The following is a 26,911-nucleotide window of genomic DNA, read 5'->3' on the forward strand; positions in this document are numbered from 1 at the left end:
TTTGAATTTCAGTCTAATACTTCAAATCCCTGATTTTTTGAGCAACCCTGTTCGCTATGATCCGATAACCGGAATCATTAAGGTGAATCTCATCCGATTTATTCGCCGGGCGCATTCGGGTGGGGAAAATCCCTTTTTGAATGTCCTCCAAATCGCTGGCAGTCGGCGTGAATCCGATGGCGTTCATCTCCGATTCAGTGGGGGGCGTCATCGGAACATATTTGTCGCGGTACAATAACGCGAGCTCATCGTTGAATGCGGTGAGTTTCGCATAACCTTCAGTTCCTTTGCGATCGGTAATTGCAGGCAATATCCCGAGTATGAGGTACCGCCGGGGCTCTGCAATGTAGTCCACCGAACTCTTGATCGCAGAGAGAATCCCTTCCTGTGGTTTTCCCTGGCCAATGTCGTTCCGCCCGTACCAGAGGACCTGCGTAGCCGTCCGCATTTTCACCGCATCGTCCAGTTCAAAAACCGAATCATCGGGAATCTCGACATCAACCGGCGCTTCGGCCGGTGTTTCCGTCTCGTTTTGTGCCAACGGCTCTACCGTATAGCGTTCCCCTAAATCCGGGATGAAGTTGCGCGTAATAGTGCATCGCACGCCTGCGAGCGTACCGGTGCGGCTATAAACGTTGCCATTCAGCGGGGTCGAGAGAAACTCATTGTTGATCTTCGTGACTGCCACTGGCTTCGTTCCATTGAATTTACCTCCTGCGACAGATAAGGTTAAAGGTACCCCGCCCTGCCGTATCGCGATCGATAATGCAATCTGACCGTTGATGCCATCACTGTATACCGGCCGTTCCGAAAAAACGTCGCCTACCCAGGCGCCCATCGGCCTGCTGCCGCCGGTCCCGATGGTGAGGCTGTCGCCGAAGAAAGCGAGCGTTTTGTCGCGTTTGTCCTTTTTGGAAGGGATGATTTTGTCGAGCAGGTTATCGCAGGACGTCAGAAGGATTGTTGACAAGGCCGCTACCCCAGATTGACGAAAAAAGCGTCTGCGGCTCATTCCCCCGTCGTTTGTCGGGCGGGGGTTAGTGTGTCGGAATGACTTCATTTTCATGGATGGAACGTTGCAGTAAAGGTGCTTTCGGGTACACGCAGTAACGCGCGCAAAGAATTATCGCAATAATCGTTCCACAAATGGCCTGCGGACGCCTTGGGTTGCTGTCAGGAAATTTCTACAAGAGTAGGGGCAAAACAATTTGGATCATATCCAATAATATGGAATAAATCCACTATCTTTGATCATCCAATATTGCCATACATAAATTGGGTTTTAGGGTTGTATAATGATCACATTCCGGAAGTGTTGCTTCCGGAATGTCTGTTTTTGAGGTATTCGCTAAAAAGGATTACCTCCACACCAAAACCTTTTGCTGTATCACCCGGTCGGCCCCCGCCATTCTCACCACATATATGCCGGAAGCCGTATTACCGAGCGGGATGTTGACAGGTCCGCTCCTGCCCCCGATTTTCTCGGTAAGCACTACCTGCCCGCCTGCATTCACAATTTCGACAGTTTGAAAAGGCTCTTCCACGAACAAATTCATTTCGCTCGTGCTGATCAGCGAAGGCCGCACAAAGAGCTCACCCTGGCTCTCGGTTCCCCGGTTGACCGTGATTATTTTGGAATACCTGAAACTCTCATCCATGTCCGTCATTTTCAGACGATAATAAAGCTCCCCGCTTTCCAGAGTAGTGTGTGTAAATGAATACCGGTTATCAGTCGCCGCATTAGCTCCCTGAATCGAGCCGATATGCTCGAACTGACGGGCATCGCGACTGTACTGAATGTCGAAAGACTTGAAATCCTTCTCCATGGAAGTCTGCCACGCAAGCCGGACCCCTTCCGCGCTGGGCACTCCCGAAAAGTCGACCAGCGTTACGGGCAACGGATTCTCGGCTTCAATGCGATAAACAGCTGTGGCTGTAACGGCATAGATCTCGCCCGACTGGTCTTCCCCGATATCTCTCACGCCCGTAAACGTCGACGTTTCATACTCCTTCACAGACCCGTCCGAATTGATTTTATGAATATCGCCCGAGCCATAATCCATTCCGATGTAGTAACCCTTCATCACTGGCCATGCATTACCGCGGTACACCACCCCGCCGATTACAGAATTACCCCTCGCTGTACGCGTCGGATAAATGTAAACCGGCTTGGTAAAACTCGCCGAATCGGGGCATTCGTTGGTTGCGATACCCGGTGTGTAGCCGTTTCCTTCGAAGCATCGCCAACCGAAGTTGGTCCCGGATGCATTACCGGCCGTTACATGGTTGATTTCCTCCCATGTATCCTGCCCCACATCTCCAATCCACAAGTCGTAGGTCTCACTATCAAAACTCCAGCGGAACGGGTTTCGCAATCCGCGGATAAAGATCTCATTCCCGAAAGGATTGGAAGGAGGTATGACATAAGGCAACCCGGAACCCAGCGGCGGGTTTACATCCAGCCTGAGTATCTTTCCCAGGAGGCTGATCGTACTCTGCCCGTTCATATTGGGGTCGTAACCGGCCCCGCCGTCACCGGTAGAAAGATACAAATAGCCGTCTTCCGGGCCGAAATGCAGCTCCCCTCCATTATGATTGGTGTTGACCGGATGCGGGATTTTCAGGATCTCCACACGCGTGTTGGCAAGCACGACGTTTCCCAATGGGTTCGCTGACGTGTATCGGGCGAGCACCAGGTCACCGGCGGTGTCGGTATAGTAGGCATAAATAAATCCGTTGGTAAGAAAATTGGGATGGAATGCGATGCTTAACAAACCTCCCTCTCCCGTCTGCGAAACTACCTGCCCGCCGCTATTCATATCGAGATACTGGATAGGGGTCGTTAAAGCCCCCGGATTGAATACGGTAATAACGCCGGAGCGCTCGACAATAAAAATCCGGTTCGAATTATCACCTGCATGCACGAGCTGCATCGCCGAGGTCAACCCGCTGATGACGGGCGTCGGGTTAATTTTGATATCAGGAATTTGCGCGTAAATGCGCACAGCGACGAGAACGAAGCAAAACCCCAGGACATGGCCCCGCAGTATTGGATAGTTGTTGATATGTTTCATATGAAATAAGGTTAATAAACAACACTATTTCTATTATTTCTACGAAATCATACTACAATTGTCATGCCTGAATTTTACTGCCGGAAATGCGGAAAACAAAAAAGCCTCCGGAAGATAACTCCCGGAGGCTCAGTATTTTGCAATAACGAAGGACAATCAGTAATAGAAAGTACCGTATTCGCTGCTGATGGTCAGTTTTTTCTCATCGGAAGCTTCCACACGCCCGATTACCTGCGCAGCGATCCCGAACGATTCCGAGATTTCAATCACGCGCGCAGCGTGGGCTTCCGGGAGGTAAATTTCCAGCCTGTGGCCCATATTGAACACTTTGTACATCTCCTGCCAGCTCGTTCCGCTTTCTTCCTGAATAAGCCTGAATAACGGTGGTACAGGAAGCAGGTTATCCTTGATAATGTGAAGGTTATCAACAAAATGTAGAATTTTGGTCTGAGCCCCTCCACTACAATGTACCATGCCATGGATTTGCGGACGCATTTCGTCGAGCAGGGCTTTGGCCACGGGCGCGTAGGTACGTGTAGGCGAGAGGATCAGCTTACCTACATTCAGAGGCGTTCCCTCGACTTCGTCGGTCAGTTTTTTGCTTCCGCTGTAAATGAGGTCGTCGCTTACTTCCGGGTCGAAGCTCTCGGTATATTTGGAAAGGTATTTACCCAGAATATCATGTCTTGCGGAAGTAAGACCATTGCTGCCCATCCCCCCGTTGTATTCGCTTTCGTATGTAGCCTGTCCGTAAGAAGCAAGCCCTACGATCACATCACCGGCCTGGATATTTGCATTATCCACCACCTCCGAGCGCTTCATACGGGCAATTACCGTACTGTTCACGGTCACGGTCCGCACGAGGTCACCTACGTCGGCCGTTTCACCGCCGGTGCTGTAAATCTCCACGCCATAGCTGCGAAGCATATCCAGCACTTCCTCTGCGCCGTTGATCACCTCTGCAATCACTTCGCCGGGAATGCGGTTTTTATTGCGGTCGATCGTCGATGAATAGAGCATTGGGCCCGTTGCACCCACGCAAAGCAAATCGTCGGTATTCATCACGATCGCGTCCTGCGCGATGCCTTTCCAAACGGAAATATCGCCGGTTTCTTTCCAATACAAATACGCCAGGGATGTTTTGGTACCGGCGCCGTCGGCGTGCATGATCGTGCAATACGCGGGATCACCAGCGAGGGTATCCGGTACTATTTTACAAAAAGCCTTTGGAAAAAGCCCTTTGTCGATCTTTTCAATGGCCTTATGCACATCTTCCTTTGAAGCCGATACACCGCGCTGGAGATAACGGTCGGTAGTTTTCATCTGAGCGTATTAATTAGTAAGCTATCCTGATTCCGTCACAAAAGTAGTCAAAATGGGGGCTTAAACCTTTACTTTAACGAAAGTAACCCTTAAATAGGCAAATCAGTGATTTACAAAATATTGCAAAAATTAACGATTTGTTAAAATAAGACAAATGCAAAAAAGTCGTTAGCTTTACAAAGCTGAGGTATTCGTATTATAAAACCATAGAATCTCCTGTTTGACCTTTTAAAGTCCTGAACCCACTTTCGATTTCATGCATTTTTTGATTCGTTCAGTCATTGTATCCGCGTTATTGTTTGCTGCCTGTTCATTAAGCAACCGTTCTTTCGCACAGATCCCAAAGTCTCAGGAAGCTTCCGCCGACACCCTGAACCCGATGCAGTCGCTGGTATCGTTCGCGACCAAGCACCTGCATATCCCCTATCGTTCAGGCGGATCGTCCAAACGAGGCTTCGACTGCTCCGGTTTTGTCCGGTATTGTTTCAATCAATGGAATATCACGCTCCCGCATTCCAGCGCAGCGCAAGCTGAGCACGGCGAGGCCGTAGAGCTCGATGATGCCAAGCCCGGCGACCTTATTTTCTTCAAAGGCAACAGCACCAAAAGCAAGCGCATCGGACATGTGGGCATTATCACCGAAGTAGCGCCTGGCTACGTCAAATTCATCCATTCGGCCTGGAAAGGCGGCATCCGCTACGACCTGCTGAATGCCGCTTATTACAGCAAGCGGTTTGTGGCGATTAAGAGAATGATTGAATGATTGAATGATTGAATGATTGAATGATTGAATGATTGAATGATTGAATGATTTTTAATCAACAATAATTTTCTTTCTCTTCTGATAAGGAGTGTTTAGGGCTTAGTTCTTGTTGGAATTTGTCCAGCTATATTTTTGCATGAATTTGTTGATTTCTGTTTCAAAGGTTTTGCCTTTGTGGTGCTCTTCCTGTTTTAAGATGTAGCGCCTCACAAACGGAGCATGGCGCTCGCTGACGCTTACAGCCAAATAGTCGTCCTGCCAGACAAACTTCGTTGTCGTCAGCTTGTTCTTATTTATCCAATACGCCGACTCTCCCTTGACGATCTTCATTACCTCCGCTATCGTTTGTTGCCGGGTAAGACAAATGAGGCAATGCGCGTGATCGAAGTAGCCGTTGATCACATCCAACTCGATCCCCTTCGACATTGCATATTCCTTGATATGCATAAACACTTTCATTCGAATCTCGTCCCGCAGTACCGGCGCACGATATTTCGTCGCAAAAACAACATGAATCCAAATCCGGCTCCAACTCATACCAATAGAAGATTTAAACGCGTCCAACAATAAACCCCTGGCAGTCTCATGGATACGCTAAACCCTGCATTTGGTAACACATCAAAAAGATTTCTACAACAAAAAATCCCCTGGCCGTCGACTTCAGTCGACGGAAAAAGGGAAAGGAATGAGCGAATGGTGTTAAATTTGTGATGAAATTTTAAATCCATAAATTTTATCATTCCTGCATTTTGAAACTCTGGCAAAAGGAAAATACTGTCACTTCTGAAAAAATAGAACGTTTCACGGTCGGCCGCGACCGCGAGATGGATTTGCATCTGGCCGAATTCGATGTGCTGGGCAATATCGCCCACGCCACCATGCTCGAAACTATCGGGCTTCTCACTGCGGACGATCTGGCCGCATTGAAAACCGAACTCAAAGCCATTTACGGGCAAATCCAGAAGGGCGAATTCATCATCGAGGAAGGTATCGAGGATGTGCATTCGCAGGTGGAGCTGCTGCTTACCCGCAAGCTGGGCGATACCGGTAAAAAAATCCATTCCGGCCGCTCCCGTAACGACCAGGTTCTGGTGGACATGAAGCTATATACCCGTGCCCGGCTTTTCGAGGTCGTACAGGCTACCGAAAAGCTTTTCGACGTGCTAACCCGTAAATCGGAAGAACACAAAAATGACCTGCTCCCCGGTTACACACACTTGCAAATCGCCATGCCGTCGTCGTTCGGGCTGTGGTTTGGCGCCTACGCCGAAGGTCTCATCGACGATACTATCCAGCTGAACGCTGCCTACCGCCTCGCCAACCGCAACCCGCTGGGCTCGGGGGCGGGCTACGGCTCGTCGTTCCCACTTAACCGCCAGCTCACCACCGAACTACTGGGCTTCGAAGGTATGCATCACAACGTCGTGTACGCGCAGATGAGTCGCGGGCGTACGGAACAAGCCGCATTGAGTGCAATCGCATCGCTGGCGGCAACGGTTTCGAGACTTGCCATGGATGTTTGCCTCTACAACAGCCAGAATTTCGGCTTCATCGTGCTGCCCGACGACCTCACCACCGGCAGCAGCATTATGCCGCACAAGAAGAACCCGGACGTGGCCGAACTCCTCCGCGCTAAAACCAACCGCATGAAAGCATTGCCGATGGAGGTGACTATGGTATTGAGCAATCTGCCATCCGGCTACCACCGCGACATGCAATTGCTGAAAGAGATCCTGATGCCTGCATTCGACGAGATCCTCGACTGCCTCGACATCGCCGCATTCATGCTGGAACATCTGAAAGTAAAACAAAACCTGCTCGATGATCCGAAATACGACCTGCTGTTCAGCGTGGAGCGGGTGAACGAACTTGTGATCGCCGGAGTACCTTTCCGTGATGCCTACAAACAGGTTGGGGCCGAAATCGGCGACGGTACTTATGCCGCACCGCGCGAGCTGAAACACAGCCACCAGGGAAGTATTGGCAACTTGCAAACCGATGCCATTCGTGCACGAATGAAGCGGGAGATTGGGGCGTTTGGGTATGATAAAATAACCACCGCTTTTGAAGCACTACTAAAATAAAAGTCATGCGAACCCGGTCCGCCATCGTTTGGATGCTATGCTTCATGGGTTTCGGACCGGTAGCGGCCGCCAACGGCCATGCCGGACCGGGTAGCCTCAAAGTCGTCTTCTTCCTCGACCCCGAGTGCCCCGTCTCGAACGCCTACATGCGCGAGATCAAAAGTATTTGTTCGGATTACTCGAAAAGGGGTATAGCGTTTGAAGCGGTATTCCCTGTCCCAACCGTCAAACGGGCAGATATCCAACAGTTTTTAAATAAATACCAGGCCGCTATTCCCGGCTATCCGGATCCCGGTTTGAAGAAGGTAAAACAATACCAGGCGACTGTCATGCCCGAAGCCGTTCTCGTCAATGCCAAAGGGGAAATACTTTACCGGGGTGCAATCGACAACTGGTATTATGCTTTGGGAAAAAATAGAGCGAAGGCCACCGAATTGTATTTAAGGAATGCCATTGAAGCGGTGTTGAATGGAGAAATCGTTCTTAAAAGCCGGGCTGACGCGATTGGCTGTGTGATCAATCAATAAGCATTAACTCATTGAAGCCATATGTTAATACAAAAAGGCAGGCCAATCGGCCTGCCTTTTGCGTTTGTTAACTAAATCTATATTAATAAATCAAGGCTTATCCCACCATACGCGGCCGGTAGCGTCCTGTGGATCCTTTCCGAAACCCGGGATCCCTGCCATAGCGTCGTATGCTGCTTTTTGATTCGCATAATTTTGATCATTCTCGTTAAGCAGAGAAAGAGGTGCCCGACGCGGGATGATAAGCACAGCATTGTTGTTTGTCAATACTGGCAACGCAACGGCGCTTGTGGCATTCGGATAACCCGTACGCTTCCATAGAGCCCATCCCTCGGAAGGCTGCTTCAAAAAATGCAGGTAAGCTTGTGAAGCGATTTGATCCAGTGCTTTGGCTGTATTAAATGCAACCGCCGGTTTAAGCAAATAAGCATCTATTTCAGCCTGGGTAACAGGTGTATAATTGGTTAGCTGAGATTTTGTACCAATCATATCATACCATTGAATCGAGCTTATCACCCCTTTTTCATACCACTCCTTAGCGCCTGATCCAAGTCCGCGGGCAGCAATTTCAGCCCTCATAAAGCAATAGTCCGAATAGGTCAGTACCGGAATATAAACCAACCCTGTTCCAGCCTTGCCATTGGCATCCGCTTCCGCGGGACGGAATAACCTTGGCTGCAGATAGCTCAATGTATCCACAACTATCGAATTCTCTCCCGATTTTACGGTACGCGTAGTGTAATATCTAGCCTTGATTGTCGGGTTCGTTGCCTGATCCGGGCTGGTGAAGCTACCCAAATATCTGCGTGCAGGTTCGGTAGTTCCCGCAGGCAACTGTTTGTCCGCAATGAGCAGATTGATGTTAGTCTGGTTGTACGAATTAGGTGCCACAAATGCATCCAGGCGTGGATCCTTGTTTTCCCACATAAAATCTACCATCGGCTTGGTAGCCCTCAAACTGGTAGGATTCCAGTTTCCGCCTTCAGTGAATGATTTGCTTGCGGTGAAAACCCAACCGTCTTCGTTTGAACTCATCAGATCCTCAACCGGCATAGCCAGTACTTCGCCAATCACGGCTGCTGCTTTTGCCTGGTCGCTTTTTATCTGCCTCAGTGCAATTCTCAGTCGAAGTGCATTACCCGCTTTAACCCATTTCTGAGTAGCACCATTGTAATACGAATCATAATTTCCAAGCGCAATCTGAGGAGCGCTTTGAGTTTGCTTCAATACAGATACGGCCTCTTTCAGTTCCTCATCCAGCTTGGCAAACAATGCCTGCTGTGTATCGTAAGCAGGTTTCAATGTTCCGCCGTAACGACCCTGGAAGGCTTCGCTGTACGGAATGCTACCATAAATATCCGATACGTAGAAAGCATAATAAGCTTTCAGGATACGGGCAATACGAATCATGTGAACAAACCTCGGTTTCTCCGACTCGCTCATTTTTTCAACCAGCTTCTCAACATCAACAAGCTGCGTACCGGCGCTATACAGGGCTCCGTAGCGATTGGAAAAGTTGGAAACGTTGGTAGTAAAAGCTCCCTGGTTGCCCCGTACGTCCGTTGCATACTGCATCCATGGCATAATTCTGGTATAGAAGTCATAGAAGGCTTCGAAATCCTGCCCGTGGATACCCCTTGAGGCGTTCGCAAACTGATTCTCCGGCGGAATGGAGGATAATGCGTCCGGATCAATGTTCGTGTCGACAAAATCTTGTTTGTCGCAAGACGACAGTACCCCTACCATTAGCAGTATTGTCGTACAAAGAATTTTATTATATACTTTCATCGTTACTTCGTTCAATTTTTTTGTCAATTCCTGTTATTAAAAGCCGACGTTTACAGAAAAACCAAGGTTTCTGGTGAATGGCGCACCACCATATTCAGCAAATTCTCCTGCATTATTGCTCTTTAATCCTTCCGGATTGACTCCATCCTTAGCAGTCATATAGAGGTAAGCCAGATTGCGGCCGACCAATCCTACTCTTAAAGACTGAATCTTAAATTTATTGATCAGACTGGAAGGAACATTGTATCCAACTGATACTTCACGAAGAGACACCCAGGAGTTCTCGAATACTGAATATTCACGGATACCTGAACCCCACTGCGTTAGGTTCTCATAGTATGCGTAAGCTGGAATCGGCTTCAGGTAACCTTTTGAAACAGCTTCTGAATAAGCCATTCCTCCCAGGTCGATTTCCTTGCCATCGACACTAACCTTGTAACCATCTGCCAAAACGCCTTCCGGAATAATACCATCGTCGCGTGTTTTGCCTGATGCATCGGTAAAGGTTACACCGCCCAATGCAGCATTTCTTCCTGGCAAACTATTTTTCAAACTTCCGTTAGAAGAACCATACTGGTGGGTAGCAGATGCCATGAGCCCGCCAATTTTGGCATCAACCTGAACATTGAGATTGAAATTGCCGTATTGTACGCTGTTGGTGTTGCTCAGGAGAAACTTCTCAAGCATTGTACCCAAGTCACGTGACCCCTGGCCGTATGCCCCGCTCCGCAAATAGGTGGGATAGCCATCCGTTGCGTTACTCGAAGCACCAATTACCTTTTGTCCATTGGATGGATGGGCAATGTTATTTCCGCTGGCATCTTTCGCCTGATACAGCGCATATGCATACGCCGAAGTAATCGTTCCGTAATCTCCGCCTACGCGTGCGATAGATCTTACGTCGTTTCCGAATGCCAGACTCAACTCATAGCTATCAACTCCCGGTACAAGTTCAAGTATTTTGTTTCTGTTGCGGGAAAAGTTGAATGTTGTATTCCAGGTAACTTTTTCCGTTTTTACCGGAGTGGCAGTCAACAAAATCTCGATACCCCGGTTTCTGATTTTACCGGCATTAATGATACGTCCCGTTAATCCCGACTCCTGAGGAACACCCACAGTGAGGATTTCGTTGGTTGTGATTTTGTTATAGAAAGTAAAATCAATTCCTAAACGGTTATTGAAGAAACGGATGTCGGTACCCAATTCCAGTTCCCGTGCCAAACGGTTTTTAAGGTTTGCGTTAGGCAAAGTTCTGTCTCTGAAGCCATATGATGCCAGCGGAGTTCCGTCAGGAAGCGTATAGTTGTCTCCTGGGTTGTAAATACCGGTGCGGTTGGTGCTCCATGCATCCGTGTCTCCACCAGTATATCCGAAGCTGGCGCGAAGTTTACCAAATGTCAGCCATGACGGAACATCTTTGATAGATTCGGTCGCGATCCAGGAAAGGCCCACAGAAGGATAATCATACGACCAGTCGCCGGTTCCGTTTTTGTATGTCAGGGTAGAAGTCCAGTCGCGACGGTAGCTGGCATTAAGAGTCAGCATGCCTTTATAGGTCAGGTCACCATAAGCATACACAGCATCTGTTCTCTTCGAAGGAACAAGCGCGGCACTTGCAGTAGCAACATTAATAGAGTTGGAAAGCGAATATACTTCCGGAATTCTCAACCCGCCGCTGGTACCATTTTTAAATTCTCTGCCTCCGTTGATTTTGTTGGTCTCGGCCCCTACACTGAAATTCAATTCAAAATCTGAACCAAATGATTTAGCAGCGGAAAGCAAACCTTGCACACGATACTGGTTGTTATTGGTAGCATAAGTACTGTACTCATCGTTGCCGGAGAAACGCGCGCCGTCTCCACGCTTCTTATATTCCCCTGTATAAATCTCGTTTTGAAGATTGCTTCGAAGCAAACCAGTCAACCAGGGAGTGATTTGGGCTGTCAAGTCAATATTTCCCCGGAATATCTTCTCATTCCGCGTTCTCTTGCGTTCGTTAATCTCCCACATAAAGTCTGTAACGCTGTATGGGTCGTTTGCGCCTCTTCTACGTCCTCCAACTGTCGGATCGGTGTAATTATGCATCCAATAGTCGATGTCCAGGTTCCTTGGACGATAATATACAAACTTGAAAATAGGGTTGTAACTACTTCCCTGGTTGGTCGGATTCAGAAGGTTATTGCTGGTATAATCCGCAGACACATCAAGGCTGAATATTTTCCCGATCTTCTGGGTGCCCCTTACATTGAAGTTGTTTCTCTTCATTTCCGTACCCGACGGCATCACCGAAGTATTGTACAGATTTGAATAAGACACCCGGAAACTAGACCGGTCATTTCCGCCATCCACAGCAACGTTATGGTTTATGTACTTACCCGTGTTGAAAAACTTGATGGGATCGTTTGCCTTCCACTGTACCATTCTGCCGTCGATATCCCGTACTTGCTGCCCTTTGAACTCTGGTCCGTAAGAATAAAACCAGTTATTAGCATCTACCTGATCTACACCGTCCGTTCCTTTTGAAAAAGTAGGGTCCAAGCCAGCGCCGAACTGATTTTGCAGGTCGATGATCTTATAAGCTTTTTCAAATGACGATGAATGGTTATACGAAACACCCAATCCCTTGGTTTCTCTCCCTTTTTTGGTTTGAATAAGCACAACACCATTCAAAGCTTCCGAACCGTAAAGTGAGCTGGCGGCTGAGCCTTTCAGAACACTCATGGATTCGATGTTGTCAGGGTTGATATTTTTCATAATGTTACCAAAATCCTGCGCACCACCCCATGAATCGGCCCCGGTAGTTCCCGGACGGATCAAAACACCATCAATTACAAACAATGGTTGGGTGTTAGGGCTTAACGAGGCATTTCCCCGGATACGGATCCTGGAAGATGACATCGGTCCACTAGCACCCTGGTTGATCATCACACCGGCAATCTTGCCTTGCAAAGCATTCACCAGGTTGGCATTATTGGTGCGGGACAAAGAAGTTCCTTCCACTGTCTGGGCAGAATAAGATAGTCTCCTTGCATCCTTGGCCATACCGAAGCCGGTAATAACTACTTCATTAAGCGTTTTGCTGTCGTCCTCGAGGTTGACAGTCAGCTGGGTGGCATTGCCCACCGGTACTTCTTTAGTGATAAATCCAATTGATGAAAATACTAGCACAGCTGAACTGGAAGGCACAGCCACGCTGAACTTTCCGTTGGCATCTGTTACGCCGCCCGCGCTGCTTCCCTTGATGAGGTAGGAAACGCCGGGCAAAGGATTTTGATCCTTGTCAAGCACCGTCCCGTTGACGGTCTTTCTGTCTTGGGCCATACTCCAGGTACTTCCGGTGAGGAGGAGGAGCAATATTACCAGACGTGTTAAAGTAGTACACTTTTGTCTCATGGTAAATTTGGTAAATTGAAATTTTAGGTGGTTTAAGTTTAAAAGGATTACATACTCTGATCCGAAGACCGGCAACCAGCCGAAGCCAATTCCCATTTTGCACATCAAAAGCATTGTAATGTCAAAAATAAATATTTTTGTTAATAAAAATATAACATTTATTAAAAAATATTAATAATTAACATACAATAGTGATAGACTATTTGCTTATTGTATCTTTTAGCCGTATTTTCTGAATAACCTGTAATCCAACCCCTCTACCCTGCTTTTGTCCGTTCGCGATGGCCGAGCGGTAATGAATTCCTCCATAAAGCCTGCTGATCGCCGCTTCCTCAGCCGCCGCCGCGAAAGATGCGAAATGCCGCACCGGCAACCCGTAAGGTGTCTCGGTGTCATCGTCAAATGCGAAGCCTCTTCCCAGCTCCGCTTCCAGCACTTCGGCAGCGGCTGTTGATATCACGCTGTGCCCGCTGGTATACTCCGGAAATGGCGGTGTTTGAAGCAAGGGGCGCCACTTTTCATCCACATAGGCATTAATCACCGTTTCGGGCCTGATGAACTGGCTGCGGTACTTTTCGTCCCAGCAACTGATAAAGCCGTCGAACAATGCGATAGAAGTAAGCAGGTACACGGCCGAGGATTCAATCCAGCTTTTCCCGACGCTTTCGGTGGCTTGCCCGGCAATTGAAATCCAGTGGCCTCCTGGCGAAAGTTTCTTCGTTGCGAAGTTCAAATGCCCCTGTGTATTAAGATAGAACGGATTACAATCCCAGAAACTGGCAATCAGGATTTCTTCCCTGCTCAGACCGCGTGTTTTGTCATAAACCTCTTTCAATTCCTGCATAAACACGCTCGAGGGTTCGGTACTGAACGCCGGAGGCGGAACGGGCTTGAATTGCCCTGCCGAATCGAGCGCAACGGGGCGGATCTGGCTCCAATAAGGCTCCACGGCGTCGATATAGCCGGGCGGCGTAGGCGTCCATTTTCCTCTTTCCTTGCTATATGTGTACCTGCGTTTTTTCCTCGTGGCTGCATAATTATCGCGCGCCGACCATGCCAGAATGCTATCGCTCACCATTTCGCCCAGGCGCAGGGAATTTTGATAAACGATCTCGTCACGCTCGCCACAGTTTGCCAGAATGCTCTCAATGCTGTCTTTCAACATCGGTTCTGAAAACACAAGCCGCCCGCCAGTCCTGAAAAAGGCATACAACGCAGCCAGTTTATAATTAATATCCCCCGATGCAGCCCAGCCTTTATCGCGCGGAGCTTCTATTTTGGGGAAACCGTTAGCCTGCCCGTAAAGGCTTTTATAACCTTCATGGCCCAGTACCAGCGTTTCATAAGCCGCCGCATTGGCATAAAGATAAATGCGGCTCGCCACCGGCGGCGAAAATATGTCGTGCACGATCACCCGCGTAAGATTCTGCTCTGCGCGGTGCAGCAGGGCCGTACCCGGTTGTGCATACACACCCGTAAGCATGCATAATGCATACACGAAGCATTGGAGAGCCCTATTTCGTATCACTTTTTCCATTCGAGCAAGATGGGCTGGTCGTTATTAACGGTAAACAATATACGCTTATTATTTAACAAAACCGAACTCCGGATGTCGCCGCCTGCCCACAAGCCGGTTTCCGAGGGCTGAAGAACCTCAAATTGAAAAGGCGCTGTCTGCTTCAACACGACCCCAACCGACGCATCGCAAGGCCCGAGCTGAACCCGGTAAGGTAAAAAATTACCTGCCAGGACCAGATCCGTTTTACCATCGCTGTTTAAATCCTGCGCAATAATGCTGCTCGTTCTTGAAAACTGAACGGTTTCAGGAAGCGCATGCCGTTTGAACCCGAAGTTTCCCAGGTTCTCCAACACAATGCTGCTCAGTTCCTTGCAATACACTTTCTTGCTCTTTTCGACGGCATCTTTGCCAAAAACGTCTTCAATGGTAGCATCGGCATAACCGGCGTAGTTCGTGTATTTCCTTTTCAAAGCAGTCATCTGGTCGAGCATCTCGTCGCGGGAGAACATGGGGTAGCTCTTTTCGCCGATATAGTAGGTACAAACCGGGTCTATCACGCCGTTCTTGTCGAAATCGTCGTAGTAGATCGTTACCGGGCGTTCGGGTGTAGGTTTGTATTGGTTATTTACACCTGCATTACCGAGAATGAAATCGACGTCGCCGTCACCGTCAAGGTCTGCGGCTTCGACGGCAGCCCACATCCCATCGGAGTTTTTCAGCTCTTCAACTGTCTGGTTTTCAAACGTATCACCCGTATTTTTAAAAGTCATTACAGCCATCCAGTCACCTGCTAGCAGCAGATCCGGCTTTTTATCCGCATTTAGATCTGTGAAAACAGCTGCTGTAACCATACCAGGGCTTAGTAGCGCAGGCACACCAGCGGTAATATCCGTAAATTTCACATTAATTCCCTGAGAATCATTCCTTAACAAATAGCTCCTCGCGGGTGTGGGAAATGAGCCAGGCACTGCGCGGCCTCCTACGAAAAGATCTAGATCTCCGTCACCATCCACATCCGCCGCCGCAACGCATTGTTTAGGGTTACGCATGGACGGGAGCGCAAGTACTTCCTCCCTGAAAACGCCCCTTCCGTCATTCAAATACAGGTGATCCCGGTATTCAGGGGCATTTTCGTCGAACTCATTCCCCCCGCTTACCACATACAAATCGAGATCGCTATCGCGGTCAGCATCGAAAAACAATGCATTGACTTCTTCACAAATTACGTTCTGACGCCATGGCTGGGCGCTAGCGCCTTCGAATGTACCATCCTGCTTTTGAATATAAAGCACGCTGAATTGATGCGAGGCGCCCCCCAGAAACACGTCATCGAGACCGTCACCGTTCACGTCACCCTTTGCCAGTGCCGGGCCCAGCCGCGAAAGCTGGTAAGGCAATAAAACCTCCACTTTGAAATCCACAAAATCATTCTCCTGGTGCACAAAATCGATCCCCGATGTTTGTGCAGCCACTTTGTGAAACCAGGGAGCAGAGGCAGGCGCATTGGGCTTTGCGTCAATACTTTCCGTTTCATTCAACGTCAGCAATCCGGCCGCTTGAGCGCCCAGGAAAGTAGTTTTTCCAGAAGGCCATTCTATTTTCACTGAATCGGCATTTCCTGCATTACCCAGGCCGAAATGCAGGTCGGTAGTGACCGTCGACTGGTACCCCCGCACCGCATAGAGCTCGGCATATTGCATGATCCCTCCTGCGTACACGCGCGCCTTCGCGCCGAACGCCCTGGAGTTGGCATTCTGGCCGAGCAGGCGGAGCGTCAGGCCCTTCCTATTCGTTTGATTCTGATAAATTGAAACCGGGTCGTTAATATGCGAAATGACCATGTCCAAATCGCCATCACCATCAAAATCCGCATATGCAGCCGCATTGGAAACCGCCAGCTCATTCATGCCCCATTTTTCAGAAACATCCTCAAAACCAAAGCTTCCAGGTTTGCCGGTATTCCGGAATAAATAATTTCTGAGCTTGTTGGACGGCATTTTTTGCACCAGATCATAGGTTTTGAAATTCAGGTTGCCTTTGGCAGCTTCCTTCATTTGTTCGTCGGCCACGATGTATTTCAGGAAATCCATATTGGTAAAATCCCGCAAGTAGCCGTTGGTAATGAGCAAATCCTTCCAGCCATCATTGTCGAGATCGGCCATCAGGCCTGCCCAACTCCAGTCAGTATTGCTTACGCCTGCCAGCTGCCCTATTTCGCTGAAACGCACATTACCTGCCTCATCGGCTCCACGGTTGAGATGCAGCATATTGCGCATATTTTGATGATAATATCCGCTGTCGAGCAGCAAATGGTACTGATCGTATACGTCCGGACCTTTGAGCAACTTCTGGCGATGATTGTCCTCGGGCAGCATATCGAGCGTCAGTACATCGGGACGGCCGTCGTTATTGAAATCAGCCACGTCAGCCCCCATCGAGAACTTCGAAACGTGCGTAAACGACTTGCGCAACGACTCGGTAAACGTACCATTCCGGTTGTTGACATAATAGCAATCCACCTCCGTGTAATCGCTCGTCGTGTACAAGTCCGGCCAACTGTCCTGGTTGATATCCGCCACCACCACGCTTAGTCCGAAGTTCAGGGCATTGTTGATAATGCCCGCTTTTTGCGTTACATCCTGAAATTTCAACTTTCCTTTTCCGCCGACATTCTCGAAAAGCCGGTTGCCGAAATAAGGGTTCGGTGTTGCCCGCATTTCCCTGGTATTCAGGAACGGATTGACAGTGTGATTGGAGTGATTGAGCAGGAACATGTCCAGGTCCCCGTCTTTGTCATAGTCAAAAAACGCAGCTTGCGTCGACTGCGACCCGATCGCATTCAAACCCGCCTCCACCGCTACTTCCTTAAAAACCGGCACACCACCTTTCAGTCCCTGGTTAATGAACAGCTCATTGTTCTTATCCGCCAGCTTCCGATAAAACCCGGAGTGGCAAACGTAGATATCCGCCAGGCCATCGCCATTTACGTCCGCGACGCTCACGCCTGTTGCCCATTTACCATTACCTTCCAGCTTCGCTTTGCGGGTGACGTCTTCAAATGCAATGCCTCCCTCCCGGGAACGATTGAGGAACAGCTTATTAGGAACCGTATTGCCGGAAATGAACAAATCGGGTTTGCCGTCGCCATTGAAATCGCCCACACCGATCCCGTTTCCGTTGTAGAGATACTCATACCGGAAAATGTGCAGCGAATCGTTCTCCTCGATCCGGTTTATGAAATTCACCCCAGTTTCTTTCGGGGACAATTTCTTGAAAACAGGTTGGGAGAAAACGGAAAATGGCAGCAAAAACAACAGATAATAGAGTTTACCCATGCAATACCGTTTATAAACCAGTAAGAATCAATTCCACTTGAAAACAAGCTCCTCGTCGCCAGGTTGCCTGTCGACATACATCAGGATGAGCGTCATCATCTCCTGATCGCTCCGCATATTGCCCGTTGACATCACCAACTGCGGCGGGTTGTGCGGATTTGCGGGGTTACTTGCCGTATTATCGTAAGTAGCCTCCACCGTCACCACGGCCCCTTTTGGCAGCAATACCGGCTTTTTGTACTTGTAAATCTCCTGCCAGCGGAAATCCCACGCAGGCACATGCACAAGGCCGACGGTATCGCCTGTAGCCAGCGTCGCATAAGCCTTGAACTCTTTCCCCAGATAGTGCATGTGAGGCCAGGCGTACAGCAGTGAAATGTCGGGCTGGTTGTTCGCAATACGCAGTTTGAAGCTGCTCACCTCATTAGCGAAGATCATCAGCGGCGGTGTAATATCCTTTTCACCAATACCTCCAGACCCAAGACTGATCACCTTTACCTTACGCTTAATAGGAGTCTTTTTGAAGAAAACATTCAGGCCGTCGATGCTTTGCGCATCCACCGAGCTGGGCCCGAAATGCACCGTGAGCAGCACTACGCCCCGCTTGGGCATTATCCAGCCCATATCTTCGGGGTAGGCTTCCACCGTCGTGCCGGGGATCCAGCCGCCATAGTAGGTCATTTCTTTTTTGTATTTGACCCATTCGTAATACTTGTCACCTTCCGGACCGCTCAGATCTACAAAATCGACCGTGTTATATAGGTCGACCGACGCATCGGGCACGGGATGGATCGCGAAATTGGCGTGGTGGATGAGCTTTTTGTTGTTGGAAGTAAACTCGATCGCCTCTACATTCGCCTCCTCCGCCATTTCAAATGGGATCTTGAACATCACAAAGCGCTCCTTCGTATCGCCTTTCAGCGTGAATGCGTCTTTCATGCTGAGTTTGAGATCCGGCTTGCGTTTATAAGCCGTTCCGGCATCGAGGCGCGCCTGCAGCTCCTGCTCGGCTTTTACATTAGCCTTGCCTTTGGGTGTACCGGCATCGATCCACCCGACGATCGTTTTAATATCTTTTTCGCTCAGCGAGCGGTCGTTTGCGAAGGAATTATAATGGTTATCGGCCTTCCAGGGGGGCATATACCGCGAACTGACTACCTGTTTGATAAACTTGGAGCGTTTGGTAACGTCCTCGAACGTCACCAGCGGAAACGGAGCTGCCTCGCCCGCGCGGTGGCACGGAACACAGTTAGCGTGAATAATCGGTTGTACATCCTTATAAAACTCGGGAGCCTGGCCTGCACACCAATCACACAACAACAGCAAAAAAACCAGAACAAGGCCTTTTCGAAACAGCATGGTAATGAGTGGGTTTAACTCATGCAATTTAAGAACTTTAAATTAAATTTTAAGAAAATTTAATAATTAGGCTATAAAATTGACCAGAATTAATATGTAACTAATCAGATACAATCGCCGTCCCCGCCCCACCGGAAACCGCATTCGCCAGCTCATCCGCATGGCAAATCGTCACCTGCTTCACACCTGCCTTCAATGCCGCAAATGCATTATCGAGCTTCGGAATCATACCTTTATTAATCGCACCGGTTGCCTTATACTCTTCATAAGTAGCCGGGATAAGTTTGCTGATCACCGCATCATCGTCGTCGGGGTCGGAAAGCACGCCCTTTTTCTCGAAACAATAAATCAGATTAACTTCAAATGCTTCCGACATCGCTACGGCTGTCGCGGAGGCCATGGTGTCGGCATTTGTATTGAGCAAGAGGCCTTCGGCGCTGTATGTCAATGGCGCGATGATCGGTGTGAGGCTGCTAGCCAGGATTGCGCTGATCTGTGCTCCATTCACGGCTTCAATATCGCCCACAAATCCGTAATCGATCGTTTTGACAGGTCGCTTGACCGAACGTATGATCCCCCCGTCGGCGCCGGTGAGACCGATGGCATTGCAGCCGGCAGCTTGCAGTTGTACCACCAGGTTTTTATTCACCAATCCTCCGTAGACCATCGTTACCACATCCAGCATCGGCTGGTCGGTAATGCGGCGACCGTCGACCATCTGCGTTTCGATCTGCAACTTGGCCGCTACCTGTGTCGCCACCTTCCCCCCGCCGTGGACGAGGATTTTGGGTGCGTTGAGTTGCGCAAAAGCTTTCAGGAAACGGGTACATGCTTCGGGATTATCGATCACATTACCGCCGATCTTGACTACGTATAAGGTCTGGGACATGTTAATAACTGTTAACTTATCTGGATTTGAGCCGACAAAGGTAGCAGAAACGCGAATCGCTGAAAAGGGAATTTCAATTGATGAATTTTTTTGTGAAAATTACGTTGGTTAAGAAAGCTCTATCAAAATTGTAGATTGATCGCCGGGTGTCCGCTGACAGTATCCCGGGCAAAGCCATTACCCCAAAACATCGACATGAAACGCGGTATAATACTCATTCTCACCATTTGCCTTTTAGCAGCCGGCTTCGCGCAGGCGCAAGTCCAGAAGGCTAAAGCACACTGGACCTATTCATTTTCCAAACCGGAAGTTAAAAAAGGTGAGACTGTCGACCTGGTTTTTACCGCAACCATCGACAAGGACTGGTATATGTACTCCTCTGACTTCGACCCCGACCTGGGCCCGATGCTGACTACTTTTACCTTTGAAAAGAACAATACTTTTGAAGTGGTCGGCAAACTGAAACCACAGAATCCGAAGACCAAATTCGAAGAAGTATGGCAGGGTAATGTGCGTTATTTCGAAGGAAAGGGTGTTTTCAAACAAACAGTCAAAATCCTTGCGGACAATCCGGTTATCAAGGGAACTTCCGAATACCAGACTTGCAGCCATGTGAGCGGGCTCTGCATTCCGGGAGGAGAAGATTTCGAGTTTAAAGGATTGAAAGTCGCCGCCGCTGCCAACACAACTGAGCAGCCCACTGTTGGAGCCACTACACCGGCAGACAAACCGGCCCTAACACCTACTACTGCGCCGGCTGCTTCCGCCAACTCGAATGATACATCGATAGCCGTTTCGGCCGGAGACATTCCTGCCACAGGTGATAGCTCGGCCGTTGCAGCGACCCAAAAATCTGCGTCCGGTACTACGGGTGCCGAAGCTTCGGCGGCCGAGGCTCCTGCCGGCGGCTCCTTACTCGGCTTTGCGTTGGCCGCATTCCTTTCAGGCTTATTAGCGTTGCTTACCCCATGCGTTTTCCCGATCATCCCGATGACCGTGAGCTTTTTCACGAACCAGGAAAAGGGCAAGTTCAAGGCATTTGTATATGGTATATCTATTATTCTGATCTATACATTAATTGGTACCGTCGTTTCGCGGCTGAATGGCCCGGCGTTTGCCAACTTCCTCAGCACGCACTGGCTTCCTAACCTGCTGTTTTTCGCGATATTCATTACGTTCGGTCTGTCGTTCCTGGGCCTTTTCGAGATCGTGCTGCCGAGTGGTTTTGTGAATAAAATGGACCAGAAAGCCGATCAGGGCGGCTATGCCGGCGTTTTCTTTATGGCATTCACATTAGTGCTCGTGTCCTTTTCCTGCACCGGCCCGATCGTCGGTAGCTTGCTGGTAGCGTCGGCGGGCGGCGAAGTGGTGAAGCCTATTGTGGGCATGGCGGCATTCTCAGCTGCATTTGCGATCCCATTCACCTCTTTTGCATTGTTTCCGCAATGGCTGAAATCCCTGCCCAAATCAGGCGGTTGGCTGAATACCGTGAAAGTGGTGCTCGGTTTCCTTGAACTGGCATTGGCTTTGAAGTTTTTCAGCATTGCCGACCAGGTCTATCACTGGCATTTGCTCGACCGCGAAGTATACCTCGCATTCTGGATTGTCATTTTCGCATTGCTGGGCTTCTACCTGCTCGGTAAGATCCGCACGCCGCACGATTCGCCTATTGAAAAAGTGAGCGTTCCGCGCCTGCTGCTAGCGATTGTGACCTTCACATTTGTTGTGTACATGATCCCAGGCATGTGGGGCGCTCCATTGAAGGCGTTGGCTGGCTATCTGCCTCCGCAATCGACACTGGACTTTGACCTGAATAAAAGAAGCGTTGCGGCTGCCACGCCATCAGCCTTTTCCGGAGAAGCGCGTAAGTACTCCGACCTTTTCCATTTACCCCACGAGCTCGAAGGCTTCTTCGATTACCAGGAAGCATTAGCTTATGCCAAAAAAGTCAATAAACCTGTTTTCATCGATTTCACAGGTCACGGCTGCGTCAACTGCCGTGAAATGGAGGCCCGCGTGTGGGTAGATCCCGCCGTTCTGCAACGCCTCCGCGAAGATTACGTGATCGTCGCATTGTACGTCGATGATAAAACGGAACTTCCCGAGTCGCAATGGTATACTTCCAAATATGATAACAAGGTGAAGAAAACCATCGGCGCCCAGAATGCTGACCTGCAAATTGTCAAGTATAACAATAATGCACAGCCGCATTACTGCCTCGTGGATCATGAAGGCAACTTGCTTGTAACTCCTAAAAATTACGATTTGGATCCGGTGAAGTTTGCTTCGTTTCTGGATAGCGGGAAGGCCGCGTTTGCGAAGAAGTGATCGTCATACCATGACCCATACCCCCTAACCCACCAAAACTATGCCCAAACGCTGGCTTACCGCGCTGACATTACTCACAACTTCAACGATTTTTGCCCAATCCATCCGGCCGCCAGCCACGCCGCTGGTAACCATCGACCCTTACACCAGTGTATGGTCGTTCGGCGACGAGCTCGCTGGCTCCGTCACCAAACACTGGACCGGCAAACCCCATCCGATGGACGGCCTCATCCGTGTCGACGGCAAAGCCTACCGCTTCATGGGGGTTGCTACCGCTGAAATGAAAACCATCCTGCCGACTGCCAAGCAGGAAGCTTACAACGCCAAATTCACGACCACTAAGCCGGATCCCAAATGGTGGTTCAAAGAGGGCTACAATATCAGCACCTGGAAGCAGGGGCCCGCGCCATTCGGTACGCATGAGCGCAACGATGCTATGCTCAAAGGCGGCACAGAATTCCCAAAAGAGCTCTGGTACCGGCGTGATTTCAACCTTACTAGCGTCGATTTTGAAAAACCTGTCCTGAATATCTTCCACGACGACGACGTGCAGGTTTTCATCAACGGCGTGCCTGCATTCGACTGCGCGCCCTGCTACACAAGCGATTACGAATTCAAACCGATGAGCCCAGCGGCCGTGAAGGCTTTGAAAAAAGGCAAAAACACATTGGCCGCTTATGTAAAAAATGGTGCAGGACCGGGCTATATCGACATTGGCCTGGCAGATGAAATCGCCCCCAAAGGTGCAGAAGCCGTAGCTCCGGCAAAACAAACTGGTTTGGAATTGAAGGCTACGCAATCGATTTACCGTTTCGATGCAGGTCCGGTGAAACTGACCGTCCGCTTTGTGGCGCCTTTGATTTTGAGAGATCTGACTTTGTTATCTCGTCCTGTAAATTATGTTGTATATGAAGTCAAATCAGCAGACGGCAAACAGCACGATGTGAGTATTCTCCATTCAGTCTCCGGCCTTTGGGCTACCAACGATGCCAGCCAGTCGGTACTGGGCAAAGAAGCCAACCAGGATGGTTTGACTACATTATCTCTGGCTAATTCCGTCCAAAATCCGCTAGCCAGAAAAGGCGACGACGTCCGCATTGACTGGGGGCAGGCCTATCTCTCCGCACCACAAAGTACAGTGAAAGGTTCTGCGATCGGGATCTCAACAGATATTGTTAAAGAGTTTGCCTCCAAAGGCACACTTAGCGTCGATCAGGCCGGTGCCGCTCCTGCGGATACCAAGTCAATGGGTTTAATATTGAATGCGGGAAAAGTAGGAGCTGAGAGCAAATCGCTGCATGCATTACTGGCTTATGATGATGGCTATTCGGTACAATATTTCGGCCAGAACCTCCGCCCGTGGTGGAACAAGGACGGCAACAAAACCATCGCCGGTGAACTGAAAAGCGCAGAAGCTGATTTCGCCAAAATCCTCCAAACCTGCGAAGATACCGACAAGGCGATCTACGACGATGCATTCACTGCCGGCGGCAAGCAATATGCCGAACTTTGCGTACTCGCCTACCGCCAGGCCATTTCGGCACACAAGCTCGTAGCCGACCCAACCGGCACGCCGCTGTTTTTCTCGAAAGAGAATTTCAGCAACGGCTCCATCGGAACAGTCGATGTCACTTATCCATCGGCTCCATTATTCCTCCTCTATAACCCGACGTTGCTCAAAGGCATGATGGAACCCATTTTCCACTATTCCGAAAGCGGTAAATGGACCAAACCTTTCGCCGCGCACGACGTGGGCACTTACCCGCTCGCAAACGGGCAGACCTACGGCGAGAACATGCCCGTGGAAGAATCCGGCAATATGCTTATCCTTACCTACGCGATCACCAGAGCCGAGCGCAACACCGATTTTGCCAAAAAACATTGGAAAGCCCTCACTACCTGGGCCAATTACCTGAAAAAAGAAGGTTTTGATCCCGCCAACCAGCTCTGCACCGACGATTTTGCCGGGCATTTAGCGCGCAACACCAACTTGTCCATTAAAGCCATCATGGGGCTAGCCTCCTACGCCAAACTCGCGGAGCAGCTTGGAGATGCGAAGGAAGCCGCCGAAGTAAATGCATTAACCAAAGACTTCGCCCAAAAATGGATGCAAATAGCCGCCGACGGAGATCACTACGCATTGACCTTCGACAAAAAAGGCACATGGAGCCAGAAATACAACCTCGTTTGGGACAAGCTGCTCGGCTTAAATGTATTTCCCAAAACCGTCGCCCAGAAAGAAATCGCTTACTACCTCACCAAACAACAGCCTTTCGGCCTGCCGCTCGACAGCCGCAAAACCTACTCCAAATCCGACTGGATCGTCTGGACTGCTACCCTGGCCGACAAACCCGACGATTTCCAGGCTTTGATCCTGCCTGTTTATAAGTATGTCAATGGGACAACAGACCGCATTCCGCTATCGGACTGGCATGAAACCACCAATGGGAAGTCGGTCGGGTTTCGGGCGCGGTCGGTGATTGGGGGTTATTGGATGAAGGTGCTTGGAGAGAAGTGGAAGTAGGCCATTTCTTCTTGTCATTAAGTCATGGGGTCAGGAGTTGTCAATCGACAGTTGCTGGCCTTTTTTCTTGTCGTCTACTTAACTGTTTGCTCACTTATTCCCACACGCTACTCATTGGTGATTTGAAAATAGATTAATGTAAGCACACACAAGGCCTCATGCTGATACGAGCCGAATACCAGGCTTGACAAATATTAAGTTACAACTTAACTTTATGTCAAAATTCAGCATCCGTTTATCTGACAGGCTCGGACCTACAAGAATTAAATTGTATAAGCTTGTCATCAACAAATCGTGCCAGATCGGCGAGTTTGAACACGAGATTTCGCCTAGTCTACCTTAGCCAACGAAGTAGATAAGCTTTACAACATCCTGAAAAAGGTGTGTGATCTGAAAATGCTGCCTAAGACTATGTTTCGCCTCATTCACTCGAAAGAATTACCTTTCCAACTTTACGAAGCTAAAAGTAAGAATCTGCGCTTTTACCTGATTAAACTGGAAAAGACTGGCAAAGTAATCTTGCTCGGCGGCCGCAAGAATAACCAGAAAGCCGATCTGAAATATCTCATAAAGCTGGTAAATGACATTCATTCAGAAGGAGTAACTACATATTAATATGAAAACCCGCGAGGATCTTTTAAGGAGCCCTACCTATTGGTTGACAGATGTTCAGATTGAGGTTTTCAATCTGCTCAAAACTTACATGGAAGAGAACAACCTCACCCAAAAACAGGTCGCAGAGAAATTGAACGTTTCTCCTTCCTACGTATCCCAGATTTTGAATGGCAATTTCAACTTTACGATTTCCAAATTGATTGAACTCGCGTTACTCGTCGGAAAGGCTCCGATTATTCAGTTTGAAACAATTGAACAAATCATGAAAGCCGAAGCGGCGCAAATGCAAGCGGAAGTTAAGCCCAAGAGGAGAAAAGTTGCCAGTCAGGGTAATCCGGCTCCAAAGATTTCGGTCAATTAAACTGCTCATTTTGCTTCTGGAGTTTAAGTTTAGAAATCAACAACGAAACATCCGTTCGCCATCTAGCTTCCACCAATTGCATCGTCTGCGACTATGCCGGACTGCTCTTAGAAGCTTTAAGTTGAATGGTTCTTTGCCAGATGGGTAGTACCCTGCTTGGTCTTGCACTTCCCGAACCCAGGATGCCTAGCCAACCATGATCAATCAAAATTCCGCCACTCATGAATACGATTGCTCCCATAGGCGAGCGGGTCGTAACTTGAATATCGTACAGTGCCTGCCGCGCACGGAGGCTATCAACTGGTAATAGCTCAACTGGGTTTGTCGCCTTTTCAATCCATTCCAAAACCAAAGGCCAGCCTGGGTCTTCCTTGTTAATCAATGCTTCGACTGACCGCTGCTTTTGTTGCCCGAAAGCATTCATTTGGGTAATGATCAATAATGATGTAAGACAAATTTTGATTCTCAAATTGGTCGAAGCTTAGGTTAAACCGAAAAATACCAATTTTCGCGCATTCTTACCGTTTGAAAATTGCAATCGATTCACTTTGCATTTCTCCAAGTAGCTTCCCAACTTATACCCTCCTTAAACATTATCAATCATGAAAAAGCTACAATGTTTTGCCCTGCTATGGTGTGGGTGTTTCGAAAGTCCCCCGGACGCTGATAATGGCGTTAGGACACCTAATGCAGGGCATTTTCATTCATCCTAACACATTATCAACATGATAAAATCACACACAACCGAATCCGAGGATTCGGTATGCCTCGCTTACGGCAGGCAAGTAAAAGAACTTTTGAACGTAGGCAGCCCTGCAGAAATGCTCGACCATCTATGGTGCATTTACAGCGATGCAATGGCATTTCAACAGGAGGCTGGCTACAATCCGCGCGTTAGTGACATTTTTATGACTTTCCGGGAGCTGGTGTTCTTTATCCAACGCATTGAAAGCGTGAGGGTGTAACGAACCATCCCACGATTGTCTTACGGTGCGCGGCACCTTCCGATTTTTTTAATTTCATCTATAA

The 26,911-nt window shown here is 49.0% G+C and carries 19 protein-coding genes; 8 read left to right on the forward strand and 11 right to left on the reverse strand.

Translation table 11 applies throughout. The features are described from left to right. Positions 1-13 precede the first annotated feature (13 nt). The 3 genes from AC2YIT_RS29060 to AC2YIT_RS29070 all read right to left on the reverse strand — a co-directional run bounded on the left by AC2YIT_RS29060 (position 14) and on the right by AC2YIT_RS29070 (position 4,397). On the reverse strand, positions 14-970 hold the full coding sequence (locus AC2YIT_RS29060; RefSeq protein WP_487281506.1) for an SGNH/GDSL hydrolase family protein: 957 nt from the start codon (positions 968-970) through the stop codon (positions 14-16). A 388-nt stretch (positions 971-1,358) separates the two neighbouring features. Continuing rightward, positions 1,359-3,074, reverse strand: coding sequence for a PQQ-dependent sugar dehydrogenase (locus AC2YIT_RS29065; RefSeq protein WP_487281507.1), 1,716 nt, complete (start codon positions 3,072-3,074; stop codon positions 1,359-1,361). Positions 3,075-3,230: 156 nt separating this feature from the next. After that, entirely contained in the window at positions 3,231-4,397 is a 1,167-nt protein-coding gene (locus AC2YIT_RS29070; RefSeq protein WP_487281508.1) for an AIR synthase-related protein, read from the reverse strand. 256 nt (positions 4,398-4,653) lie between these two features. Here AC2YIT_RS29070 and AC2YIT_RS29075 point away from each other — a divergent pair, with 256 nt between their 5' ends. Continuing rightward, positions 4,654-5,160 (forward strand): C40 family peptidase, encoded by a 507-nt coding sequence (locus AC2YIT_RS29075; protein WP_487281509.1) that lies wholly within the window; start codon positions 4,654-4,656, stop codon positions 5,158-5,160. 99 nt (positions 5,161-5,259) lie between these two features. On the opposite strand, the gene tnpA is transcribed toward AC2YIT_RS29075, so the two are convergent. Continuing rightward, complete coding sequence (gene tnpA / locus AC2YIT_RS29080) at positions 5,260-5,697, reverse strand: IS200/IS605 family transposase (protein ID WP_487281510.1); 438 nt, start codon at positions 5,695-5,697, stop codon at positions 5,260-5,262. A gap of 212 nt (positions 5,698-5,909) precedes the next feature. Between tnpA and argH the strand changes: the two genes are divergently transcribed. Both argH and AC2YIT_RS29090 read left to right on the forward strand, forming a co-directional pair. Continuing rightward, positions 5,910-7,244: an argininosuccinate lyase gene (gene argH / locus AC2YIT_RS29085; protein ID WP_487281511.1), complete on the forward strand. Its 1,335-nt coding sequence runs from the start codon at positions 5,910-5,912 to the stop codon at positions 7,242-7,244. Positions 7,245-7,249: 5 nt separating this feature from the next. Further along, the gene (locus AC2YIT_RS29090) at positions 7,250-7,771 is read left to right on the forward strand and encodes a thioredoxin domain-containing protein (protein ID WP_430844057.1); all 522 of its coding nucleotides are present in this window, start codon (positions 7,250-7,252) and stop codon (positions 7,769-7,771) included. Positions 7,772-7,861: 90 nt separating this feature from the next. Here AC2YIT_RS29090 and AC2YIT_RS29095 read toward each other — a convergent pair whose 3' ends face one another. From AC2YIT_RS29095 to argB, 6 genes are all read right to left on the reverse strand, one after another. Beyond that, positions 7,862-9,559 (reverse strand): SusD/RagB family nutrient-binding outer membrane lipoprotein, encoded by a 1,698-nt coding sequence (locus AC2YIT_RS29095; RefSeq protein ID WP_430844056.1) that lies wholly within the window; start codon positions 9,557-9,559, stop codon positions 7,862-7,864. 36 nt (positions 9,560-9,595) lie between these two features. Then, positions 9,596-12,952: a SusC/RagA family TonB-linked outer membrane protein gene (locus tag AC2YIT_RS29100; RefSeq protein WP_430844055.1), complete on the reverse strand. Its 3,357-nt coding sequence runs from the start codon at positions 12,950-12,952 to the stop codon at positions 9,596-9,598. Positions 12,953-13,151: 199 nt separating this feature from the next. Further along, a complete protein-coding gene (locus tag AC2YIT_RS29105; protein WP_430844053.1) occupies positions 13,152-14,489 on the reverse strand; it encodes a vanadium-dependent haloperoxidase in 1,338 nt (445 codons plus the stop codon). After that, positions 14,477-17,806, reverse strand: a complete 3,330-nt coding sequence (locus AC2YIT_RS29110; RefSeq protein WP_487281512.1) for a VCBS repeat-containing protein — start codon at positions 17,804-17,806, stop codon at positions 14,477-14,479. The genes AC2YIT_RS29105 and AC2YIT_RS29110 overlap by 13 nt, the downstream gene beginning before the upstream one ends. A gap of 27 nt (positions 17,807-17,833) precedes the next feature. Continuing rightward, positions 17,834-19,165: a cytochrome c gene (locus AC2YIT_RS29115; protein ID WP_487281513.1), complete on the reverse strand. Its 1,332-nt coding sequence runs from the start codon at positions 19,163-19,165 to the stop codon at positions 17,834-17,836. Positions 19,166-19,265: 100 nt separating this feature from the next. After that, positions 19,266-20,054, reverse strand: coding sequence for an acetylglutamate kinase (argB, locus tag AC2YIT_RS29120; protein WP_430844047.1), 789 nt, complete (start codon positions 20,052-20,054; stop codon positions 19,266-19,268). 195 nt (positions 20,055-20,249) lie between these two features. On the opposite strand from argB, the gene AC2YIT_RS29125 reads away from it, so the two are divergent. From AC2YIT_RS29125 to AC2YIT_RS29140, 4 genes are all read left to right on the forward strand, one after another. Continuing rightward, entirely contained in the window at positions 20,250-22,382 is a 2,133-nt protein-coding gene (locus AC2YIT_RS29125; protein WP_430844045.1) for a protein-disulfide reductase DsbD family protein, read from the forward strand. A 40-nt stretch (positions 22,383-22,422) separates the two neighbouring features. Continuing rightward, the gene (locus AC2YIT_RS29130) at positions 22,423-24,906 is read left to right on the forward strand and encodes a glutaminase family protein (protein WP_487281514.1); all 2,484 of its coding nucleotides are present in this window, start codon (positions 22,423-22,425) and stop codon (positions 24,904-24,906) included. Positions 24,907-25,317: 411 nt separating this feature from the next. Next, positions 25,318-25,521, forward strand: a complete 204-nt coding sequence (locus AC2YIT_RS29135) for a hypothetical protein (RefSeq protein WP_487281515.1) — start codon at positions 25,318-25,320, stop codon at positions 25,519-25,521. 1 nt (position 25,522) lies between these two features. Next, positions 25,523-25,882 carry a helix-turn-helix domain-containing protein gene (locus AC2YIT_RS29140; protein WP_487281516.1) on the forward strand — a complete coding sequence of 120 codons (360 nt, stop codon included), beginning with the start codon at positions 25,523-25,525 and terminating at the stop codon, positions 25,880-25,882. A 91-nt stretch (positions 25,883-25,973) separates the two neighbouring features. Here the strand turns inward: AC2YIT_RS29140 and AC2YIT_RS29145 are convergent, their stop codons facing one another. Then, positions 25,974-26,351, reverse strand: coding sequence for a DUF2625 family protein (locus AC2YIT_RS29145; RefSeq protein WP_487281517.1), 378 nt, complete (start codon positions 26,349-26,351; stop codon positions 25,974-25,976). A gap of 256 nt (positions 26,352-26,607) precedes the next feature. Between AC2YIT_RS29145 and AC2YIT_RS29150 the strand changes: the two genes are divergently transcribed. Continuing rightward, entirely contained in the window at positions 26,608-26,847 is a 240-nt protein-coding gene (locus AC2YIT_RS29150) for a hypothetical protein (protein WP_487281518.1), read from the forward strand. Positions 26,848-26,911: the final 64 nt, after the last annotated feature.

The organism is Dyadobacter sp. SRI_021 (genome assembly GCF_057586235.1).

What these genes read in the sequence shown, in the direction of transcription:
- AC2YIT_RS29065 (WP_487281507.1), bottom strand. Translation starts at nt 3,074, where the DNA reads ATGAAACATATCAACAACTATCCAATACTGCGGGGCCATGTCCTGGGG.
- AC2YIT_RS29070 (WP_487281508.1), bottom strand. Translation starts at nt 4,397, where the DNA reads ATGAAAACTACCGACCGTTATCTCCAGCGCGGTGTATCGGCTTCAAAG.
- AC2YIT_RS29075 (WP_487281509.1), top strand. Translation starts at nt 4,654, where the DNA reads ATGCATTTTTTGATTCGTTCAGTCATTGTATCCGCGTTATTGTTTGCT.
- tnpA (WP_487281510.1), bottom strand. Translation starts at nt 5,697, where the DNA reads ATGAGTTGGAGCCGGATTTGGATTCATGTTGTTTTTGCGACGAAATAT.
- AC2YIT_RS29090 (WP_430844057.1), top strand. Translation starts at nt 7,250, where the DNA reads ATGCGAACCCGGTCCGCCATCGTTTGGATGCTATGCTTCATGGGTTTC.
- AC2YIT_RS29095 (WP_430844056.1), bottom strand. Translation starts at nt 9,559, where the DNA reads ATGAAAGTATATAATAAAATTCTTTGTACGACAATACTGCTAATGGTA.
- AC2YIT_RS29100 (WP_430844055.1), bottom strand. Translation starts at nt 12,952, where the DNA reads ATGAGACAAAAGTGTACTACTTTAACACGTCTGGTAATATTGCTCCTC.
- AC2YIT_RS29105 (WP_430844053.1), bottom strand. Translation starts at nt 14,489, where the DNA reads ATGGAAAAAGTGATACGAAATAGGGCTCTCCAATGCTTCGTGTATGCA.
- AC2YIT_RS29110 (WP_487281512.1), bottom strand. Translation starts at nt 17,806, where the DNA reads ATGGGTAAACTCTATTATCTGTTGTTTTTGCTGCCATTTTCCGTTTTC.
- AC2YIT_RS29115 (WP_487281513.1), bottom strand. Translation starts at nt 19,165, where the DNA reads ATGCTGTTTCGAAAAGGCCTTGTTCTGGTTTTTTTGCTGTTGTTGTGT.
- argB (WP_430844047.1), bottom strand. Translation starts at nt 20,054, where the DNA reads ATGTCCCAGACCTTATACGTAGTCAAGATCGGCGGTAATGTGATCGAT.
- AC2YIT_RS29125 (WP_430844045.1), top strand. Translation starts at nt 20,250, where the DNA reads ATGAAACGCGGTATAATACTCATTCTCACCATTTGCCTTTTAGCAGCC.
- AC2YIT_RS29130 (WP_487281514.1), top strand. Translation starts at nt 22,423, where the DNA reads ATGCCCAAACGCTGGCTTACCGCGCTGACATTACTCACAACTTCAACG.
- AC2YIT_RS29135 (WP_487281515.1), top strand. Translation starts at nt 25,318, where the DNA reads ATGTTTCGCCTCATTCACTCGAAAGAATTACCTTTCCAACTTTACGAA.
- AC2YIT_RS29140 (WP_487281516.1), top strand. Translation starts at nt 25,523, where the DNA reads ATGAAAACCCGCGAGGATCTTTTAAGGAGCCCTACCTATTGGTTGACA.
- AC2YIT_RS29150 (WP_487281518.1), top strand. Translation starts at nt 26,608, where the DNA reads ATGATAAAATCACACACAACCGAATCCGAGGATTCGGTATGCCTCGCT.